The sequence below is a fragment of the Bradyrhizobium sp. UFLA05-153 genome, from assembly GCF_054185185.1.
In genome coordinates this window covers 113,376-133,017 of record NZ_JBBIAM010000010.1, presented here as the reverse complement: position 1 = coordinate 133,017, position 19,642 = coordinate 113,376, and the positions used below count along the sequence as shown (strand labels likewise).

Genomic DNA, 19,642 nt, shown 5'->3' with positions numbered 1-19,642 from the left:
CTGCGCGCGCAGACCTTCGACGTCGTGCTGACCGACATCGAGATGCCCGACATGAACGGCTTCGAGTTCGCGGAAGTGATCCGCTCCGACCACAATCTCGGCGCGATGCCGATCATCGGGCTCTCCGCGCTGGTCTCGCCGGCGGCGATCGAGCGCGGCCGGCAGGCCGGCTTCCACGACTATGTCGCCAAGTTCGACCGTCCCGGTCTGATCGCGGCGCTGAAGGAGCAGACCGCAGGTGCGGCCGGCGCCTGCGAGCTGAACCGGGCTGCGGCGTAGAGCATGATCCGGAAAAGTGTGCAGCGGTTTTCCGACAAGATCATGCTCAAACAAATGAGAGCGGGACAAAGAGACATCCAATGAGCAGCAAGACCCAATCCGCCGAAGGCGCCATGGTCGAATACGTCACCGCGATGATCGGCGGCCAGCTCTTCGGCCTGCCGATCTCGCGCGTCCAGGACGTGTTCATGCCCGAGCGCGTCACCCGCGTGCCGCTCGCCTCGCGCGAGATCGCGGGCGTCCTGAACCTGCGCGGCCGCATCGTCACCGTGGTCGACATGCGCGCGCGCCTCGGGCTGCCGAGGCCCGAGGACGGCAAGGTGCCGATGGCGGTCGGCGTCGACCTGCGCGGCGAATCCTATGGCCTCTTGATCGACACGATCGGCGAGGTGCTGCGCCTGCCCGAGGACGGCAAAGAGGAAAACCCCGTCAACCTCGACCCCCGCATGGCCAAGCTTGCCGGCGGCGTCCACCGTCTCGACGGCCAGCTCATGGTCGTCCTCGACGTCGATCGCGTCCTCGAGCTCGAAACCAAAGTGCAAATGGCTGCGTAAGCCCAACAACATCGAAGCCGGAGAACCAAAATGAAGACATGTTTGGTCGTCGATGATTCCAGCGTCGTGCGCAAGATCGCGCGCCGCATCCTGGAAGGCCTGGAATTCGAGGTCACCGAAGCCGAGGACGGCTCGAAGGCGCTGGAGGTCTGCCGGCAGAAGCTGCCCGATGCCGTGCTGCTCGACTGGAACATGCCGGTCATGGACGGCTTCGAATTCATGGGCCACATGCGCCGCCTGCCCGGCGGCGACCAGCCCAAGGTGGTGTTCTGCACCACCGAGAACAACGTCGCCCACATTGCCCAGGCACTCAGCGGCGGCGCCAACGAATACATCATGAAACCGTTCGACAAGGACATCATCGCCGACAAGTTCGCGGAAGTCGGCCTGATCCCCGTCGGACAGGCCTTTGCTTAAGTCTTCCTGGCCTGAGTGTTCCCGGTAATCCTGCGAGAGGCTGCCCAGTGACCCCGCCCGAGTATGAGTATCTGCGGAAGTTCCTGAGAGACCATTCCGGTCTCGACCTGTCTGCCGACAAGCAATATCTGATCGAGAGCCGGTTGTTGCCGCTCGCGCGCAAGGCCGGACTCTCCGGCATTGGCGATCTCGTCCAGAAGCTGCAAGCTGGATCGAGCGCGCTGATCACCAGCGTGGTCGAAGCCATGACCACCAACGAGACCTTCTTCTTCCGCGACAAGGTCCCGTTCGACCATTTCCGCGAAACGATCATGCCGGAGGTGCTGAAGGCGCGCGCGGCGCGCCGGAGCGTGCGCATCTGGTGCGCCGCCGGCTCGACCGGACAGGAGCCCTATTCGCTGGCGATGAGCCTGAAGGAGATGGGCGCGGCGCTCACCGGTTGGCGGGTCGAGATCATCGCCACCGATCTGTCGCAGGAGGTTTTGGAGAAATCCAAGGCCGGCATCTACAGCCAGTTCGAGGTGCAGCGCGGCCTGCCGATTCAGCTCCTGGTCAAATATTTCAAGCAGACCGGCGAGACCTGGCAGATCAATCCCGAACTGCGCGCCATGATCCAGCATCGGCAGCTCAATCTGCTGCACGACTTCTCCCAGCTCGGCACCTTCGACGTGATCTTCTGCCGCAACGTGCTGATCTATTTCGACCAGGAGACCAAGATCAACATCTTCAACCGCCTCGCTCGTCAAGTCGAGGGCGACGGCTTCCTGGTGCTCGGCGCCGCAGAAACCGTGGTCGGGCTGACCGACACCTTCCGTCCGATTCCGGAGCGGCGCGGTCTCTACAAGCCGAATGACGCACGCAGCGCCGGTGCAAAGCCCGCGATCGCGGCGGCGCCTCCAAGGACCGCTGCAATGGCAGGCCTGCGCGCATGAGCGAAGATGGCAAGGGAGCGGAACGCGTGACGTTCAGTCGCGGCTATGATGTCTGCATCATGGCGATCGACGGAACCTGGCGTCGCGATTGCAAGCTCAACGCGATTTCCGACACCGATGCCATCCTCACGGTCGAAGGTTCGATCCAGGGCCTGAATCTCAAGGAATTCTTTCTGCTGTTATCCTCGACGGGCCTTGCCTATCGCCGTTGCGAGCTGGTGCGCGTCAACGGCGCGGAAATGGACATCCAGTTCCTGCGCGGCAAGAACAAGAGGAAGCGCGCCGCCGCAAGCCATGACGCGACGGTCTGAGCACAGTCATAAGCTCCTGTTCGCTTTTCTTAACGCGTTGTGTCGGATTTTGCCGAAAACATCCGATTGAATTCGCGGCCTCCGTTTTACGTGGCCTAAGCGCGTGCGATGTACGCATGACCGGTCTCAATCGCAGGACCCGGTAATGCCAAGAAGCTCCTACTCCTCCCTCCCGTCAAACCTGTCTGATGCCGGCGAACGGCGACCGCTGCAGCTTCTAATCGTCGATGACGACGCTACGCAGCGCAGCCTGATCACGGTTGCAGCCAAGCAGGCCGGCCACGAGGTGACCGTGGCGTCCTCGGTTTCGGAGGCGATCAGCAAGCTTAGCGCCGAGCGCTTCGACTGTGTGACGCTCGATCTCGTGCTGGAGGACGGCGACGGCATCGAGGTGCTGCGCGTGATGTCGGAGGCGAAATTCGCGGGCTCGGTGATCGTCATCAGCGGCATGGATGGCCGGCGCCGCAGTGCTGCCCGCCACTTTGCCCGCTCCGTGGGGATCGAACTGCAGAGCCTGCCGAAGCCGCTCGATCTCGCGGCGCTGCGTATCAGCCTCGCCAATCTCGGCAAGACTGCGATGGGTCTGCCGACAATGCACACCTGGGGCGGTGTCGCCACCGATGCAATCGTGGCGCGTCACCGCGCTTAAGACGCGCGGCCTCGCCCGATCCGGTGCGGCCGTCGCACCGCGCGGTCGCGGTTTCAGTTGATTTTCCGGAATCAGAGAGCGATTTTAAGGCGAGGTTGAGGCCGGCCCTGCACGGCACCGAGCGCTGCGCTTGCCGTGGCGTAGCAGCACGAAGATTTCGGTGGAACCTGGCGGATCGCAGGCGTCTTCCAGCGTGATCGCGGCCTCGATCAGGCGCATGCCGGTCTCGATCTGCGCGATCAGAGAGCGAAGATCGGCAGCGATCAACTGACGGCTGCCGGAAATGGCCGCTCGACACGCGGGCCGGTGCCAGCAAAATTTTGCCTGGATATTCTCCGTCCCCCGGTCATTGGGCGCTACGCCGCTACTTGTGCGTTAACTTCATGTCCCGTACAAATGCGGGGGTGGGCCGAATCCGTGCCGAACGCCAAAACGCTTGGCGCGGACGCAAATCTTCTCATGTCGGATGGACGTGGCACATGGCCGAAAAAACCTCCCGTGGCGAGATCTTCGTGGTCGACGACGACCCTGCCGTTCGCGACACCCTGTCGATGGTGTTGAAGGCGGCGGGCTATGAGGTGATCTGTTTTGCCGACGGCGCAGCGCTGCTCGCGGTCGCGCGAAACCGCACACCGGCCGCGATCCTGCTCGACGTCCACATTCCCGGCAAGTCGGGCCTCGACATCTTGAAGGAATTGCACGGCGAGGATTATCCCGCGCCGATCTTCATGATCTCCGGGCAGGGCGATATCTCGATGGCGGTCAGCGCCATCAAGAACGGCGCGCTCGACTTCATCGAGAAGCCGTTCCGCGGCAGCGAGATCGTCAACCGGCTCGACGAGGCGATCGGGGCTTATGCACGTCGGCAGGCGGAGAGCGCCTCGCCCAAGTTCGGCCAGCTCCACTTCCCCGGACGTGAGCCCCTCACCCGGCGCGAGCGCGAGGTGCTCGAGCAGTTCGCCGCGGGTGCCTCCAACAAGGAAGCCGGCCGTACGCTCGGGATCAGCCCGCGCACGATCGAGGACCACCGCGCCAACATCATGAAGAAGCTCGGCGCCCGGAACGCGGCCGACCTGATCCGCATCGTGATGACGGCCGCCCAGCGCGCTTCGTAGATTGCTCTCGTGCCCCGGACGCAGCGCATCATGCAATGATGCGCCGCCGAGCCGGGGCCCATGTCTCCAATTCACGGCAAACAGTTCTGGGTCCCGGCTCTGCGCTTCGCTTGTCCGGGACACCAGAGTTGCGCGCAACATCAGCCGTCCAGCGCCTTGCGCAAAATTCTTGCGAGGTCCGACTTGCGGTACGGCTTGGCGAGTAGCAGCACGCCGGAGTCCAATCGTCCGTGATGGATGATCGCGTTCTCGGTATAGCCTGATGTGTAGACCACTTTGAGGTCTGGCCTGGTCTTCAGGATCTCGTCGGCAAGCTGACGGCCGTTCATCTTGCCCGGCATGATCACGTCGGTGAACAGGAGGTCGAACGGCTGTCCGGCCGCGACGATTGCCAGCGCTTCAACCGCATTGGCCGCCTGCAACGTCGCGTAGCCCAGCGAATGCAGCTGCGCCAGCACATAGTCGCGCACCAGGCGGTCGTCCTCGACCACCAAAATCGTCTCGTCTCCGCCATCGATCGCAGCCGGCGCCACGCCCTCACCGCTCGCAGTCGCCGTCATGCCAGGCGGCAGGTACATCTTGATCGTGGTGCCGTGTCCTTCCTCGCTGTAGATCCTGATATGGCCGGCCGACTGCTTGATGAAGCCATAGACCATGGAGAGGCCGAGCCCGGTGCCCTTGCCGGGGCCCTTCGAAGTGAAGAAGGGATCGAACACGCGGTCCAGGAGCTTTGCCGGAATCCCGGCGCCGGTGTCGCTGACCGCGATCAGCACGTAGTGGCCGGGGCGGATGTCGTTGATGTTGGCGTAGCTTTCGTCGAGCCAGGCCGTTCCCGTCTCCAGGATCAGCTTGCCGCCGTTCGGCATGGCGTCGCGGGCGTTGAGCGCCAGGTTGAGAAGGGCGGTGGTGAGCTGGTTGGGATCGACGATCGCCACGCAGCTTTCCGCCTCGAACACGGATTCGATCTGGATCTGCTCGCCCAGCGTCGGGCGCAGCAGCTTGGCCGTGTCGACGATCAACGAATTGATGTCGATCTCGCGCGGTTGCAGCGGCTGCTTGCGCGCGAAGGCGAGCAGGTGCTGGGTCAGCTCGGCGCCGCGCCCTGCAGCCTCGTCGATCATCCTGGTGATGGCGGCAAGCTGCGGCTCCTTCTCGACCGCTTCCGCCAGGATCTCGATCGTCCCGGTGATGACGGTGAGGATGTTGTTGAAGTCGTGCGCCACGCCGCCGGTGAGCTGGCCGATCGCCTCCATCTTCTCGGCGTGGCGGACGCGCTCCTCGGCCGCGATCTTGTCGGTGAGGTCGCGGTAAAAGACGTTGAACAGCAGTCCTTCGCGACGGTTCAGCGCGGTGACGCTCAGCTCGGCTTCGAATTCCTTGCCGTCACGTCGGCGGACCATCATCTCGCGCCGGCGCTCGACGAGCCTGCCGTCTTCCGAGCTCACGAAGCGTTGCAGGCCGGCCCTGATCGTTTCGCGTTCGCTCTCGGCAACGATCAGGTCGACGTTGTTCCTGCCCAGCGCCTCGTCGCGCCGCCAGCCGAACAGCTTCTCGGCCTGCGAGTTCCAGGCCAGGATGGTGCCGTTCTCGTCAGTCTGGACGAAGGCGTCGAGCGATGTCTCGACGATGTTGCGGGCAAGCTGCTCGCTTTCCCGCAGCGATTCCTGCGCAAGCCGGGCTTCGGTCATGTCGCGCCCGACGAAGTAGAAGCGCTTCATCTCGGGAGACCACGTCCCCATCCAGGAGAGCCAGACCTCGTGCCCGTCCTTGTGGAGGCAGCGGGTGTCGGCGAGCTTGGGCCGTTCGCCGCGCCGCAAGGCGCGCATGTCCTCGCGCGACCGCTCCAGATGATCGAGATGGATGAAGTCGGCGCCGCTGCGGCCGATCATTTCCTCCGGCCGATAGCCGAGGATGGCTTCCGAGCTCGGACTGATCTGGGCGACATGCCCCCTCGCATCCATGATCATGATCAGGTCCTGCGAGGCGTCGAAGATCCGCCGGCGCTCCTCGAGCTGCTGTTGCAGTGCCCGCTCGGTGCGTCTGGCTTCGGTGATGTCACGGGCCGATCCGGAAGCGCCGATGATTTCGCCGCCGGGACCCCTGATCGGCGACAGGCTGAGGGAGATCTCCACGGGTGTGCCGTCCTTGCGCACGCGCACCGTCTCGAAGCGTTCGATCGGTTCGCCGCGCGCGATCCGTCTCAAATAATCCTTGCCCTGCTCGCGGCGGTCGGGAGGCACGATGATGGAGGTGTGCTTGCCGATCGCCTCGTCCGCCGAATAGCCATAGAGCCGTTCCGCCGCCGGATTCCAGCCGGTGATGATGGCGTCGAGCGACTGCATGACGATGGCATCGTCGGAGGATTCGACCGCGGCACTGAACAGGCGCTCGCGCTCGGCATGATGGCTTCGAGCGGCCTCGGTGCGGCGGTGCTCGCGAACCTCGCGTTCGAGAGCTGCGGTCTTGGCCTGCACCTCCGCGACCATGCGCGCGAAGGCCCGTGCCAGTGCGCCGGTTTCGCCCGGCGCATCGACCGGGATATCCGCCGGCCGCCCGCTGCCGATCGCCTCCACCGCCGTCGTCAGACGCCCGATCGGACGAGTCAATGAGCGGGCCACGAGCACCGCAAGTGAAGCCGCGGCAAGGACCGCGAGCACGCCGACCAGCAAGGATGTTTTTTGAATGGCTGCTGGCACGCGGCTGAATACGGGCGGGGGAATGGTCTCGATGATTGCGACCCACTCCTTGCCCGCAAGCAGCGCCGGCGCGAGCGCCGCGCCGCTCGGCCGGCCCAACCTGTCGGTCAGGAGCTGCGTGGATCCTTCCGTCTTTCCGACCAGGGCTGTAAAAAATGGAAATTCATTGCGCCAGGTGTCGTGCCGGCCATGCACTGAGCCGAATTCTCGCGTGCGATCGGGATGGACGAGATAGTCGCCGCGCGAATTCACGACGTAGATCTGCCCTCCCGAGCCGGAAGTCGAGCGAATGCGATCGAGAGCCGGACTCATGTCGATATTGGCGATGATGATACCGAACGGCTTGCCGTCCGGCGTGAACAGCGGCGCTGCAACCCGCAAAGTCGGCATGTGAGGAGCCGTGGTCCCCCCCTGGCGGGTGGCGAGATCGATCGGTGACACATAAATCTCGCCGGGCGCCAGGCGAATCGTTTCCTGAAAGTAGAGTCGCTCGCTTTTGTGCTCCAGTTCGCTGTTCGGAATGATCCGGGCTGTTCCATTCGGGCCGGAGCGGTCGACGCGGACCAGCTCGCGCTGGTCGTCGTCGACACCGATGATTCGAAATTGCGCATAGCTGGGTTTGGCTTCGATCTCGGCGGCGAGGCGCCCTGCGATGCGCTCGCGCCAGGTCTGCTCCGAAACGCCGTCAAGAGGATCAATGCCACCGCCGATATGGGCGCGGATCAGGCCATTGATGCCTGCGGCGGAGCGATAGCCTAGGACATCGCCGCGAGCGCCGGCAACGTAGGATTCGAGATTGGTAGCCAGCAGGTGTGACTGGGCTTCGACGCGTTCCAGGACCCGTGGAATGACCGCCTGCGTGAGGTTGCGATAGCCGAGCCAGCCGACTGCGGCCACGGTAATCGCCACCAGCAGGATCATCGCGATGGCCAGCCGCGTTGCGAGCGTCATGGGGATTCCCGAATGACTGCGCGTGTTCTGGCCTGGAACAGAACGGAGGTCTTTGTCATCGGCGGCCGGTGCTGACATCCGGATTCCCCCGCGATGCCATCTGCGTCGCGTCCAGGCAGCCATCGACGGCCGCAAGCAGCGTGTCGGCACGGAACGGCTTAGGCAAGCTCGCCACTGCGCCGAGCTTGGTCGCCATCTTCAGGAAGTCCGGCTGGGCATAGGCGTCGGGCGCGGCCGACCGGCCGGAAATCACGATGATCGGCACCGCCGGCGCTCGCGCCCGAATGTGCCGCATGGTCTCCAGTCCATCCATTCCGGGCATGAAAATATCCAAGAACAACAGCTCGAACCGACCGGCCTCGAACATTACAAGGCCCTGATGGCCGTCGCCGGCGACCGTCACGCGATGGCCAGCCCTCTCCAGCAGCAGCCGGATAGTCATCTGCACGGCCGGATCGTCATCCACGATCAGGATGTTGGCCAAGTTCCAGTCCCCCGAGCCTGGTCCAGGTCGACCATGTCGGTCGAAGCTGGGATTGGGAAATTGTTGCGCGGATTCCGCGCAACCTGCAAGCACTTCGCGATGATGGAAGTGCCTTGTGGCGCGGCTCGGACGTGAGCTGTCTATATGCACGCTTGCATGTATAGCATGTTACGGCCGGTGGCCGCACCGCGTCTAGTCGCTCAGATATTCCGGATAGCGCGCCCGGATCCTGTCGAGCTCGCTGAGCGTGCCTGACAGATGCGTCCGCAAGTGCTGCTGCGCGGTCTCGGCGTCGCCGGCTTCGATCGCGCGGGTGATCAGCCTGTGGTGCCGCACGATATTCTGGGCCTTGCCGGGAGAGGGCAGGTGCAGGCGCCGCAAACGGTCGATATGTCCGCTGCGGCTGCGAACCAGCGTCCAGAGCTCCTGCTTGCCGGCGGCCACATAGAGCTGGGCGTGGAAATCATTATCGCCGGCGATGAAGCTCTCGAAATCTCCGCCCCTGGCGAATTGCTGCTGGAGCGCGATCGCGTGGTCGAGGCGGATGATCAGGGCTTCGTCATGGCTTTCCGCGAGCAGCCGCACGATCTCGAGTTCCAGCGCCTGGCGCAGGAAATGAGCCTGCTGGGCGCGGCCGACATCGACCCGGCTGACCACCGTCGCGTGCTGCGGAAACACGTCGACCAGTCCTTCTTCCTCCAGTCGCATCAGGGCGTCGCGGATCGGTGTCGAGCTGACGCCGAATTGCGCGGCGAGATCGGCGCGCGACAGCGGCGAGCCCGGCGGCAGCTCGAGGGCGAGAATGGCGTTGCGCAGCCGCTCGAACACCTGCGGCGCCGCCTGCCGGGCGCGGTCGAGCCGCGCGCCGGGGCGGGAGGCCGCGCGAGGCGCGGTATGGGACACTTCCATGGCTGCTGTTCCGGCGCGCTTGCCTTTGATGCACTAATACATTAGTGCATCAGCAACGCCGCTCGTCAATGCCGGCCGGAGGAAACGAACAACAATGATCAAGCAGTTCCAGCACGGCCTCGCCGCCGTCGCCATGATCGCCGCCCTGGCCCTGTCGGCGGTCGCGGCAGAAGCGCAGCAGAAATCCGAGATCGCGCTCTCGCGGCAGCCTGGCATCTTCTACATGCCGAGCCACATCATGGAGAAGCTGAAGCTGATCGAGAAGCACGCAGCTTCGCTTGGCGTATCAGGCGTCACCACCAAATGGATCACCTTCTCCGGCGGCGGCGCGCAGACCGACGCGCTGCTCGCGGGCGGCGTCGATATCCTCAACACCGGCACCGGCAATCTCCTGCTTTTGTGGGATCGCACCCGCGGTGGCGTGAAGGGCATCGTCGCAACGTCGGCGCAGCCGATGACGCTGATCAGCCGTGACCCCAACATCAAATCGATCAAGGATTTTGGCCCCACCGACAAGATCGCGGTGCCGACTGTGAAGGTCTCGACCCAGGCCATCGTGTTGCAGATCGCGGCCGCCGAAGCCTTCGGCGCCGACCAGTGGTCGAAGCTCGATGCCAACACGGTGCAACTCGGTCACCCCGACGCTTATGCCTCGCTCGCCAATCCCAAGCACGAGGTGCACAACCATTTCTCGATTCCGCCGTTCAGCTTCCTCGAGCTGAAGAACGTGCCGGGCGCGCATGTCGTGCTGAACTCGCCCGACGTGATGGGCGGGCCGCTCAGCCAGGCGCAGTTCTTCACCACGACCAAATTCGCCGATGCCAATCCAAAGATCATCCAGGCCGTGCGCGATGCGACCAAGGAAGCGCAGGACCTGATCCGCAGCGATACCAGGCAGGCGGTCGAGATCTACAAGGAGATCACCGGCGACAAGACCTCGGTCGAGGAGCTGTTGGATCTGCTCAAGCAGCCCGGCATGATGGAGTGGAATCTCGAGCCGCAGGGCACGACGAAATTCGCCGCCCACCTGTTCAAGACCGGCACGCTGAAGACGCAGCCCAAGGCGTGGACGGACTACTATCTCCCCGTCGCGCACGACCTGAAGGGCAGTTGATTTCATGGCGCTGCTCGATGTCAGCGGGGTGACGCTGCGCTACAAGACCTCGAGCGCCGTCGTCACGGCGACCGAAAAGGTCTCCTTCACCGTCGACAAGTCCGACCGCTTCGTGCTGCTCGGACCTTCCGGCTGCGGCAAGTCGACCCTGCTCAAGGCGGTCGGCGGCTACATGGTGCCGAGCGAAGGCCGGATGGCGATTCAGGGGCGCGGCATCGTCGGTCCCGGCGCCGACCGCATGATGATCTTCCAGGAGTTCGATCAGCTCCTGCCCTGGAAGACCGTGCTCGCCAACGTGATGTTCCCGCTTCTGACTGCGCGTCGGTTGCCGCGCAAGGAGGCCGAGGCGCGTGCGCGGGCCTATATCGAGAAGGTCGGCCTCACCCGCGTGGTCGATGCCTATCCGCACACGCTCTCGGGCGGCATGAAGCAGCGCGTCGCCATCGCCCGCGGCATGGCGATGGAGCCTGATATTCTCCTGATGGACGAGCCGTTCGCGGCGCTCGATGCGCTGACGCGGCGAACCTGCCAGGACGAACTGCTCCAGCTCTGGAGCGAGACGAAATTCACCGTGCTGTTCGTCACCCATTCGATCGCGGAAGCAATTCGCATCGGCAACCGCATCTTGCTGCTGTCGCCGCATCCCGGACGCGTCAAGGCGGAGGTAGTCGATGTTGACCGCGTCTCCAGCGACGATGGCAGTGCCGGGCGTCTGGAGAAGGAGATCCATGATCTCCTGTTCTCGTCCGCAGCAACGGCGCATTGAGGGAGCTTCTCATGGGCGAAGCGAGAATCTTGCTGCGAGCCGCGCCGGCTGCGGACGCCGTCAGCGCCGGGGAGGTTGAACGCAAGCTGAGCGTCCTTGAGCTCTTGTGGAACGACGGCTTCGTTCGCAAGGCCGTCATCATCCTGTTTCTTGCGGCGGTCTGGGAAGCCTACGGCGTCTACCTCGACAACCCCCTGCTGTTCCCGACGCTGCACGATACCTCCGTCACGTTGTTCGAGCGCATCAAGGACGGCACCATTCCCATGCGCGCCTGGACCTCGCTCAAAGTGCTGTTCATGGGCTATTCGGCAGGCATCGCGCTCGCCGCCATCTTCACCGTGCTCGCAATCTCGACCCGCATCGGCACCGATTTCCTGGAGACGGTGACGGCGATGTTCAATCCGCTGCCGGCGATCGCGCTGTTGCCCTTGGCGCTGATCTGGTTCGGGCTCGGCAATGCCAGCCTCGTCTTCGTGCTGATCCATTCGGTGCTGTGGCCGGTCGCGCTCAACACCCATTCCGGCTTCAAGAGCGTATCGAACACGCTGCGCATGGTCGGCCGCAACTACGGCCTGCGCGGATTGCCCTATGTCGCAAAGATTCTGATCCCGGCGGCCTTCGGCTCGATCCTCACCGGTCTGAAAATCGGTTGGGCCTTCGCCTGGCGCACGCTGATCGCGGCAGAGCTGGTGTTCGGCGTGTCATCAGGGCAGGGCGGGCTTGGCTGGTTCATCTTCGAGAACCGCAACCTTCTCGACATTCCTGCGGTCTTCGCAGGTCTCTTGACCGTCATTATCATCGGGCTCTTTGTCGAGAACCTGATCTTCCGCGCTATCGAGCGGAATACCGTCCAGAAATGGGGTACCCAATCATGACCAAGAAGAAGACGCCCGACCAGCTCCGCAGCGCGCGCTGGTTCGCGCCAGATGATCTCCGCTCGTTCGGCCATCGCTCGCGCACCATGCAGATGGGTTACGCTCCGGAGGAGTGGAAGGACCGGCCGATCATCGCCATCCTCAACACCTGGTCGGATGCACAACCCTGCCACATGCACTTCAAGTCGCGCGTCGACGACGTCAAGCGCGGCATCCTGATGGCTGGCGGCCTGCCGGTCGAGTTGCCGGCGCTATCATTGTCGGAATCGCTGCTCAAGCCGACCACCATGCTCTATCGCAATCTGCTGGCGATGGACGCGGAAGAGCTGTTGCGCAGCCATCCCGTCGATGGCGTCGTGCTGATGGGCGGCTGCGACAAGACCACGCCGGCGCTCCTGCTTGGCGCCACCTCGATGAACATCCCGGCGATCTACCTGCCGGCCGGCCCGATGCTGCGCGGCAACTGGAAGGGCAAGACGCTGGGCTCGGGCTCCGATGGCTGGAAGTACTGGGACGAGCGCCGTGCCGGCAAGATTTCCGACAGGGACTGGCTCGATATCGAAGCCGGCATCGCCCGCAGCTACGGCACCTGCATGACCATGGGCACGGCTTCGACCATGACGGCGATCGCGGAGGCCATCGGCATGACGCTGCCGGGCGCCTCCTCTATTCCCGCGGCCGACGCCAACCACATCCGCATGGCCTCTGAATGCGGCCGCCGCATCGTCGAGATGGTTTGGGAGGACCTGACGCCGAAGGCGATTCAGACGCGCAAGGCATTCGAGAACGCGATTGCGGTCGCGATGGCGATGGGCTGCTCGACCAATGCGATCATCCATCTGATCGCGCAGGCGCGCCGTGCCGGCCAGGACATCGGACTTGACGATTTCGAGATCGCGAGCCGCAAGGTGCCCGTGATCGCCAACGTCCGGCCGAGCGGCGATGCCTATCTGATGGAAGACTTCTTCTATGCCGGCGGTCTGCCGGCGCTGATGAGCCAGATCAGGCCGTATCTGCATCTGGATTGCATCACGGTCACCGGGAAGACAGTCGGCGAGAATATCGCTGGCGCCGAGGTCCATAATGACGATGTCATCCGCTCGGTCGACAACCCGATCTACAAGGAAGGCGCGCTCGCCGTGCTCAAGGGCAATCTCGCGCCCGATGGCTGCGTGATCAAGCCGTCGGCCTGCGCGCCGCGCTTCCTCAAGCATACGGGCCCGGCGCTGGTGTTCGACGACTATCCGTCGATGAAGAAGGCGGTCGACGATCCCAACCTCGACGTCACCGAGGACCACATCCTAATCCTGCGCAATGCCGGGCCGCAGGGCGGGCCGGGCATGCCGGAATGGGGAATGCTGCCGATCCCGACAAAGCTCGTGAAGCAGGGTGTGCGCGACATGGTGCGCATCTCCGACGCACGCATGAGCGGCACCAGCTACGGCGCCTGCATCCTGCACGTCGCGCCGGAATCGTATGTCGGCGGCCCGCTCGCGCTGGTGAAGAACGGCGACCGCATCACGCTCGACGTCGCCGCGCGCACCATCAATCTGGATGTGCCGGAGGCCGAGCTCGCCAAACGCCGCGCAGAATGGAAGCAGCCCGAGCGCCGCTTCGAGCGCGGCTATGGCTGGATGTTCTCAAAGCACATCAAGCAGGCCAATGACGGCTGCGACTTCGATTTCCTGGAGACAGGCTTTGGCGCGCCGATCGGCGAGCCGTCGATTTACTAGAGCAACTGTCATTCCGGGGCGCCGCGCAAGCGGCGAGCTATGGTGCGCAATTGCGCACCTGAGAATCCATAACCACGATCGGGAGTATGGATTCCGGGCTCGCGCCAAGTCGCGCGCCCCGGAAAGACGAAGATGAGAGAGCGAGAACGCAATGACAAAACTCAGCGACGCCACCCGTAACAAGCTCAAGTCCGTCTCCACCGCCACTGTCGCCACCGCGCTGTTCAAGCGTGGCCTGCGCATCCAGATGATCCAGGATGTGCATCCCCTTGGCCCCGACCAGCCGACCATGGTCGGCGAGGCCTTCACGCTGCGCTACATGCCGGCGCGCGAGGACCTCAACACCATCGAAGTGTTCCGCGATCACTCGCATCCGCAGCGCAAGGCGGTCGAGGATTGCCCGCCCGGCGCGGTGCTGGTGATGGACAGCCGCAAGGACGCGCGCGCCGCATCCGCCGGTGCGATCCTGGTGACGCGGCTGATGAAGCGCGGCGTCGCCGGCGTCGTCACCGATGGCGGCTTTCGCGATTCCGCCGAGATCGCCAAGCTCGGCTTTCCCGCCTTCCATCACCGCCCGAGCGCGCCGACGAACCTCACGCTGCACCAGGCGATCGAGATCAACGTCCCGATTGGCTGCGGCGATGCGCCGGTGTTTCCCGGCGACGTCATTCTCGGTGACAGCGATGGCGTGATCGTCATCCCCGCGCATCTCGCTGACGAGATCGCCAACGAGACGTTCGAGATGACTGCGTTCGAGGACTTCGTCACCGAGGAAGTCAGCAAGGGCCGCGGCATCTTCGGGCTCTATCCGGCCACCGATCCGCAGACGCTCACCGACTTCGCGGCCTGGCGCAAGGCGAACGGTCGCTAGTCCGCATCAACCACATCGTCACACGAGCCGGCCGACGCAACGGCCGGTTCAGAGCAATCAGGGAGGAACTGAAATGAATCTGTCACGACGCGATCTCTTGGCCGGTGCTGGTGCAGCGGCGGCTTCCACGCTTCTCGCCCGCGCCGCCGGCGCGCAATCTTTCCCGTTCTCGCCGAACCAGCGCTATCCGGATGCCGCCGTCCAGATCCTCGATCCCAGCTTTGCAAAATACCGGCTCTATTCCTCGACGATCGAGCAGGTCGCGACCGGCATGCGCTGGGCCGAGGGCCCGGCCTATTTCCCGGAGGGCGGCTACCTCCTGTTCTCGGACATTCCCAACAACCGGATCATGAAGTTCGATGAGAAAACCGGGCAGACCAGCGTCTTCCGCAGCAATGCCAATTACGCCAACGGCAATGCGCGTGACCGCCAGGGCCGCCTCGTCACCTGCGAGCACTCCGTCACCCGCCGCATTACCCGCACCGAAAAGGACGGCAAGATCACGGTGCTCGCCGACAAGTTCGAAGGCAAGCGCCTGAACGCGCCGAACGACATCGTGGTGAAATCCGACGACAGCATCTGGTTCACCGATCCGACGTTCGGCATCAATGGCGAGTGGGAGGGCAAGAAGGAAAAGCCCGAGCAGGCCACCACCAACGTCTACCGCATCGCCAAGGACGGCAAGCTCACCGCCGTCCTCACCGATCTCGTCAATCCGAATGGCCTGGCGTTCTCGCCGGACGAGAAGAAGCTCTACATCGTCGAATGGAAGGGCACGCCCAACCGCAGCATCTGGAGCTACAATGTCGGCGACGACGGCGCGCTGAGCGGCAAGACCAAGCTGATCGATGCCGCCGACCAGGGCTCGCTCGACGGTTTTCGCGTCGACCGCGACGGCAATCTGTGGTGCGGCTGGGGTTCGAACGGCGCGCTGCAAGCCGAGCCGACGGACATCGGCGGCCGCCGGGTGTTTCAGCTCAGGGGCAAGCCCGATGATCTCGACGGCGTGATGGTGTTCAACCCCGAAGGCAAGCCGCTCGCCTTCATCAAGCTGCCCGAGCGCTGCGCCAATCTCTGCTTCGGCGGCCCGAAGAACAACCGCCTCTATATGGCAAGCTCCCACTCCGTCTACGCGCTCTACGTGGAGGCGCATGGGGCGGTGTGAGGTGCACGCTGCTTGCGGTCGTCGCCTGGATTGAACGAGGCGAGGTTGGCGCTTCGCCTCTCCCGCCTGCGGGGAGAGGCCGGAATCCGCGCGGAGCGCGGATTCCGGGTGAGGGGGACTCTCCGCGAGTCCAGCTTTTACCGCGATTGCGGAAGCAGCCCTCCCCCAACCCTCTCAGCGCAAGCGCAGCTCGTCGCGGCCCCGTAAGAACGGGGAGAGGGAGAAGCTAGACCTCCGCCTTATCCATCATCCCAACCGCCCACAGTGCAAACGCATACACGATCGCAACCTCGTCGAGGCGGTCGAAGCGCCCCGATGCGCCGCCGTGGCCGGCGCCCATGTTGGTGCGGAGCAGAACCGGGCCGCCGCCGCTCATGGTGGCGCGCAGGCGCGCGATCCATTTGGCGGGCTCCCAATAGGTGACGCGAGGATCGGTCAAGCCGCCCATTGCCAGGATCGCCGGATAGTCCTTCGCCGCAACGTTGTCGTAGGGCGAGTAGGACAGGATGGTGCGAAAATCCTTCTCGCTCTCGATCGGGTTGCCCCATTCCGGCCATTCCGGCGGCGTCAGCGGCAACGTGTCATCGAGCATGGTGTTGAGCACGTCGACGAACGGCACCTCGGCGACGATCCCGGCAAACAATTCGCCGGCGCGGTTTGCGACCGCGCCCATCAGCATGCCGCCGGCCGAGCCGCCGTGACCAATGATGCGTGTTGCGCTCGTATACTTCGCCGCGATCAGAGCGCGTGCGCTCGCCGCGAAATCGTCGAACGTATTGGTCTTCTTCTCGCGCTTGCCGTCGAGGTACCAGCCCCAGCCCTTGTCGGCGCCGCCGCGGATATGTGCGATGGCGTAGACGAAGCCGCGGTCGACCAGCGAAAGGCGGTTGGTGTTGAAGGAGGCCGGCATCGCGGCGCCGTAGGAGCCGTAGCCGTAGAGCAGCAGTGGCGCCGTGCCGTCGAGCTTGAGCCCGCGGCGATACAGGATCGAGACCGGCACCTCGGCGCCGTCATGCGCCTTCGCCATGATGCGGGTGGTGACGTAGTCGGCTGCATCGTGGCCGCAAGGAATCTCCTGGCGCTTGCGAAGCACACGCGAGCGCCGGGCCATGTCGTAGTCGTAGACTTCCGAGGGCGTCGTCATCGACGAATAGGAGAAGCGTAAGTTCGTCGTCTCGAATTCGTAGGAGCCCATCGTGTCGAGCGAATAGGCGGCTTCGTCGAAGGCGATGGCGTGCTCTTCGCTGTTGCCGAGATCGCGGATCACGATCGCCGGCAGCGCATTGGCGCGCTCCAGCCGCACCAAATGGCCGGCGTAGAGGTCGATGTCGATGACGTAGATGCCGGGGCGATACGGGATCAGATCGCGCCAGTTCTTGCGCTCGGGCGAGGCGAGCGGCGCGGTGACGATCTTGAAGTCGATGGCGTCGTCGGCATTGGTGAGGATGAAGAGCTCGCCGCCGCGATCGGCGAGTGAATACTGCACGCCCTCTTCACGCGCCGCGACCAAGCGTGGCGGTGCGTCCGGGTTGGCGAGATCGATCAGCCTCTGCTCGGATGTTTCATGGTCGCCGCCGGCGATCACGCAAAAGCGTCCGCTGGTGCTCTCGTGCAAATGCGTGAACCAGCCGGAGTCCTGCTCCTCATAGACCAGGATGTCGTCAGCCTGCTTCGTGCCGAGCCGATGCCGCCACACCTGCATCGGGCGGTGATTGTCGTCGAGCTTCACGTAGAAGAAGCTTTTGGCGTCCTTGCTCCAGACCACACCGCCGTCGGTTCCCTCGACGAGGTCGTCGAGATCCGTTCCCGTCGCCCAATCGCGCACGCGGATCGAAAAATACTCCGAGCCCTTGGTGTCGGCGGTCCATGCCTGCAGCTTGTGATCGGGCGAATGCCGGCTGCCGCCGAACCTGAAATACTTGTGGTCCTTTGCGAGCGCGTCGCCGTCGAGCACGATATGGCTGTCGCCGCCATTGCGCGGCATGCGGCCGAACAGCTCATGCTGTCCGCCTTCGCGGAACTTGCGGAAATAGGCGAACGCGCCGTCCGGCGAGGGCACGCTGGAATCGTCTTCCTTGATCCGGGAGCGCATCTCGCGCACCAGCGTCTTCTGCAAGGGTGCCGTGTGGCCGAGCAGGCTCTCGGTATAGACGTTCTCTTCGTCGAGATATTTGCGGATGTCGGGATCGAGCACGGCGGGATCGCGCAGCACCTCCTGCCATTTCGCGTCCTTCAGCCAGGCATAGTCGTCGCTCACGGTGATGCCGTGCCGGGTGAAGGAATGCGGCCGCCGCGGCGCGACGGGGGGCTTGGTGGGGCTGGCGGTTTTGGTCAAGTCGATCCTCGCGTCAGGGTGCGTGTCTTGCCCCTATATCGGATCGGACACGGGGGATTTAAAGAAGGCCGCGCGCACCGACGGTCGGCTCCCTCGCCCCGCTTGCGGGGAGAGGGCGGGGTGAGGGGGAGCCTCCACGGGGACGGTGAGAATTGGACTCGCGGAGAGTCCCCCTCACCCGCAAGCGGGGAGAGGCGAAGAAGCCTAAGCCCCGACCTGCTCGCCGAGATACGCCACCGCCGCCTCGAGGCCGCCCTTGCCGTGCGGGATCTTCAGCGCGTTGAGGCCCACTTCGATCACGCCGAGCGTGCCGAGCAGCATGGGCGCGTTGACGTGGCCCATATGAGCGATGCGGAAGGCCTGGCCGGAGAGATCGCCGATGCCGGTGCCGAGCACCACGCCGCACTTGTCCTTGCAATAGCGCTGCAGCACCGCGGGATCATGCCCGTTGCCCACGGTCACGGTCGTCACCGTGTTGGAGCGCTCGCCATTCTCCAGAATATTGAAGCCGAGCACCTGGCCCTCCGACCACATCGCGACCGCGCGGCGCGCGGCTTCGCCGAGCAGGCTATGCCGACGGAATGCGTTCTCAAGGCCCTCCTCGTGCAAGAGGTCGATCGCCTGGCGCAGCGCGAACAGCAGATGCACCGGCGCGGTGCCGGCATATTTGCGATAATGCTCGGTGCCTTCGCGTTCGCTCCAGCTCCAATAGGGCGTCGCCATGTTCGCCTTCTTGTGCGCCTCGAGCGCGCGATCATTCGCCGCGACGAAGCCGAGGCCGGGCGGCGTCATCAGGCCCTTCTGCGAGCCGGACATCGCGACGTCGATGCCCCATTTGTCCATCTCGAACGGCATGCAGCCGAGCGAAGCCACGGTGTCGACCATGTACAGCGCCGGGTGGCCGCTCGCCTTGATCGCCTTGCCGATCGCCTCGATGTCGTTCTGCACGCCCGAGGCGGTGTCGACCTGCACGACGACGACGGCCTTGATCTTGTGCTCCTTGTCACGGCGCAGGCGCTCCTCGACCTCGTGCGGGCGCACCGCGCGGCGCCAGTCACCTCTGAGCACCTCGACCTCGGCGCCCATCAGGGATGCCGCATGGCCCCAGCCGATCGCGAAGCGGCCGCTTTCCAGCACCAGCAGCTTGTCGCCGCGCGACAGCACATTGCTGAGCACGGCTTCCCAGGCGCCGTGGCCATTGGCGATGTAGATGTAGGACTTGCCCTTGGTCGCGAACAGTTTTGAGAGATCACTGATCAGGCTCTCGGTCAGATCGGTCATCTGCTTGGAGTAGATGTCGATCGCCGGACGATGCATCGCCCGCAGCACCTCGTCGGGCATCGTGGTGGGCCCGGGGATGGCCAGAAATTCCCGGCCCGCGCGAACGGTCATTGTTGTTCTTCCTTATGTGATGAAGACGGTCTGGAGGATCATCGGCTCACGCTTTTTACGCGCCGTGGGGAGCCAAGAAAAGCACGTAAAACGC

The 19,642-nt window shown here is 64.3% G+C and carries 19 protein-coding genes; 13 read left to right on the top strand and 6 right to left on the bottom strand.

Features of this window, described 5'->3' with window-relative positions:
* The 6 genes from Q2941_RS09020 to Q2941_RS08995 all read left to right on the top strand — a co-directional run.
* Positions 1 to 279: response regulator (locus Q2941_RS09020; protein ID WP_458192241.1), on the top strand; the 279-nt coding region annotated here is incomplete at its 5' end.
* Positions 280 to 359: 80 nt separating this feature from the next.
* Positions 360 to 833, top strand: a complete 474-nt coding sequence (locus tag Q2941_RS09015; protein ID WP_254109409.1) for a chemotaxis protein CheW — start codon at positions 360 to 362, stop codon at positions 831 to 833.
* 30 nt (positions 834 to 863) lie between these two features.
* On the top strand, positions 864 to 1,250 hold the full coding sequence (locus tag Q2941_RS09010) for a response regulator (protein ID WP_027526396.1): 387 nt from the start codon (positions 864 to 866) through the stop codon (positions 1,248 to 1,250).
* A 47-nt stretch (positions 1,251 to 1,297) separates the two neighbouring features.
* On the top strand, positions 1,298 to 2,182 hold the full coding sequence (locus Q2941_RS09005; protein WP_027526395.1) for a CheR family methyltransferase: 885 nt from the start codon (positions 1,298 to 1,300) through the stop codon (positions 2,180 to 2,182).
* Positions 2,179 to 2,493: a PilZ domain-containing protein gene (locus Q2941_RS09000; protein WP_254109405.1), complete on the top strand. Its 315-nt coding sequence runs from the start codon at positions 2,179 to 2,181 to the stop codon at positions 2,491 to 2,493. The genes Q2941_RS09005 and Q2941_RS09000 overlap by 4 nt, the downstream gene beginning before the upstream one ends.
* A gap of 145 nt (positions 2,494 to 2,638) precedes the next feature.
* Entirely contained in the window at positions 2,639 to 3,142 is a 504-nt protein-coding gene (locus tag Q2941_RS08995; protein WP_027526393.1) for a response regulator, read from the top strand.
* An 84-nt stretch (positions 3,143 to 3,226) separates the two neighbouring features.
* Here Q2941_RS08995 and Q2941_RS08990 read toward each other — a convergent pair whose 3' ends face one another.
* Positions 3,227 to 3,409, bottom strand: coding sequence for a hypothetical protein (locus tag Q2941_RS08990; protein WP_458192240.1), 183 nt, complete (start codon positions 3,407 to 3,409; stop codon positions 3,227 to 3,229).
* A 212-nt stretch (positions 3,410 to 3,621) separates the two neighbouring features.
* Between Q2941_RS08990 and Q2941_RS08985 the strand changes: the two genes are divergently transcribed.
* Complete coding sequence (locus tag Q2941_RS08985; protein ID WP_027526392.1) at positions 3,622 to 4,257, top strand: response regulator transcription factor; 636 nt, start codon at positions 3,622 to 3,624, stop codon at positions 4,255 to 4,257.
* Positions 4,258 to 4,397: 140 nt separating this feature from the next.
* On the opposite strand, the gene Q2941_RS08980 is transcribed toward Q2941_RS08985, so the two are convergent.
* The 3 genes from Q2941_RS08980 to Q2941_RS08970 form a co-directional block, all read right to left on the bottom strand.
* On the bottom strand, positions 4,398 to 7,982 hold the full coding sequence (locus Q2941_RS08980; RefSeq protein WP_458192239.1) for a PAS domain S-box protein: 3,585 nt from the start codon (positions 7,980 to 7,982) through the stop codon (positions 4,398 to 4,400).
* Positions 7,960 to 8,388, bottom strand: coding sequence for a response regulator (locus Q2941_RS08975; protein WP_027526390.1), 429 nt, complete (start codon positions 8,386 to 8,388; stop codon positions 7,960 to 7,962). The genes Q2941_RS08980 and Q2941_RS08975 overlap by 23 nt, the downstream gene beginning before the upstream one ends.
* Positions 8,389 to 8,580: 192 nt before the next feature.
* Entirely contained in the window at positions 8,581 to 9,297 is a 717-nt protein-coding gene (locus Q2941_RS08970) for a GntR family transcriptional regulator (protein ID WP_027526389.1), read from the bottom strand.
* A 94-nt stretch (positions 9,298 to 9,391) separates the two neighbouring features.
* Between Q2941_RS08970 and Q2941_RS08965 the strand changes: the two genes are divergently transcribed.
* From Q2941_RS08965 to Q2941_RS08940, 6 genes are all read left to right on the top strand, one after another.
* Positions 9,392 to 10,411, top strand: a complete 1,020-nt coding sequence (locus tag Q2941_RS08965) for an ABC transporter substrate-binding protein (protein ID WP_254109401.1) — start codon at positions 9,392 to 9,394, stop codon at positions 10,409 to 10,411.
* 4 nt (positions 10,412 to 10,415) lie between these two features.
* Positions 10,416 to 11,177, top strand: coding sequence for an ABC transporter ATP-binding protein (locus Q2941_RS08960; RefSeq protein WP_027526387.1), 762 nt, complete (start codon positions 10,416 to 10,418; stop codon positions 11,175 to 11,177).
* 11 nt (positions 11,178 to 11,188) lie between these two features.
* Positions 11,189 to 12,052, top strand: coding sequence for an ABC transporter permease (locus Q2941_RS08955; RefSeq protein WP_027526386.1), 864 nt, complete (start codon positions 11,189 to 11,191; stop codon positions 12,050 to 12,052).
* Complete coding sequence (gene araD, locus Q2941_RS08950) at positions 12,049 to 13,785, top strand: L-arabinonate dehydratase (RefSeq protein ID WP_027526385.1); 1,737 nt, start codon at positions 12,049 to 12,051, stop codon at positions 13,783 to 13,785. Before Q2941_RS08955 ends, araD begins: the two co-directional genes overlap by 4 nt.
* A gap of 151 nt (positions 13,786 to 13,936) precedes the next feature.
* Entirely contained in the window at positions 13,937 to 14,656 is a 720-nt protein-coding gene (locus tag Q2941_RS08945) for a ribonuclease activity regulator RraA (RefSeq protein WP_027526384.1), read from the top strand.
* Between the two features lie 73 nt (positions 14,657 to 14,729).
* Positions 14,730 to 15,821, top strand: coding sequence for an SMP-30/gluconolactonase/LRE family protein (locus Q2941_RS08940; protein ID WP_458192238.1), 1,092 nt, complete (start codon positions 14,730 to 14,732; stop codon positions 15,819 to 15,821).
* 226 nt (positions 15,822 to 16,047) lie between these two features.
* Here Q2941_RS08940 and Q2941_RS08935 read toward each other — a convergent pair whose 3' ends face one another.
* The gene (locus Q2941_RS08935) at positions 16,048 to 18,156 is read right to left on the bottom strand and encodes a S9 family peptidase (RefSeq protein ID WP_458192237.1); all 2,109 of its coding nucleotides are present in this window, start codon (positions 18,154 to 18,156) and stop codon (positions 16,048 to 16,050) included.
* Positions 18,157 to 18,360: 204 nt separating this feature from the next.
* Positions 18,361 to 19,548, bottom strand: coding sequence for a pyridoxal-phosphate-dependent aminotransferase family protein (locus Q2941_RS08930; RefSeq protein ID WP_027526381.1), 1,188 nt, complete (start codon positions 19,546 to 19,548; stop codon positions 18,361 to 18,363).
* Positions 19,549 to 19,642: the final 94 nt, after the last annotated feature.

Bases quoted from the DNA above. Each gene is read 5' to 3' on its own strand.
- Q2941_RS09015 (WP_254109409.1), top strand. From the start codon at position 360: ATGAGCAGCAAGACCCAATCCGCCGAAGGCGCCATGGTCGAATACGTC.
- Q2941_RS09010 (WP_027526396.1), top strand. From the start codon at position 864: ATGAAGACATGTTTGGTCGTCGATGATTCCAGCGTCGTGCGCAAGATC.
- Q2941_RS09000 (WP_254109405.1), top strand. From the start codon at position 2,179: ATGAGCGAAGATGGCAAGGGAGCGGAACGCGTGACGTTCAGTCGCGGC.
- Q2941_RS08995 (WP_027526393.1), top strand. From the start codon at position 2,639: ATGCCAAGAAGCTCCTACTCCTCCCTCCCGTCAAACCTGTCTGATGCC.
- Q2941_RS08985 (WP_027526392.1), top strand. From the start codon at position 3,622: ATGGCCGAAAAAACCTCCCGTGGCGAGATCTTCGTGGTCGACGACGAC.
- Q2941_RS08980 (WP_458192239.1), bottom strand. From the start codon at position 7,982: ATGTCAGCACCGGCCGCCGATGACAAAGACCTCCGTTCTGTTCCAGGC.
- Q2941_RS08970 (WP_027526389.1), bottom strand. From the start codon at position 9,297: ATGGAAGTGTCCCATACCGCGCCTCGCGCGGCCTCCCGCCCCGGCGCG.
- Q2941_RS08965 (WP_254109401.1), top strand. From the start codon at position 9,392: ATGATCAAGCAGTTCCAGCACGGCCTCGCCGCCGTCGCCATGATCGCC.
- Q2941_RS08960 (WP_027526387.1), top strand. From the start codon at position 10,416: ATGGCGCTGCTCGATGTCAGCGGGGTGACGCTGCGCTACAAGACCTCG.
- Q2941_RS08955 (WP_027526386.1), top strand. From the start codon at position 11,189: ATGGGCGAAGCGAGAATCTTGCTGCGAGCCGCGCCGGCTGCGGACGCC.
- araD (WP_027526385.1), top strand. From the start codon at position 12,049: ATGACCAAGAAGAAGACGCCCGACCAGCTCCGCAGCGCGCGCTGGTTC.
- Q2941_RS08945 (WP_027526384.1), top strand. From the start codon at position 13,937: ATGACAAAACTCAGCGACGCCACCCGTAACAAGCTCAAGTCCGTCTCC.
- Q2941_RS08940 (WP_458192238.1), top strand. From the start codon at position 14,730: ATGAATCTGTCACGACGCGATCTCTTGGCCGGTGCTGGTGCAGCGGCG.
- Q2941_RS08930 (WP_027526381.1), bottom strand. From the start codon at position 19,548: ATGACCGTTCGCGCGGGCCGGGAATTTCTGGCCATCCCCGGGCCCACC.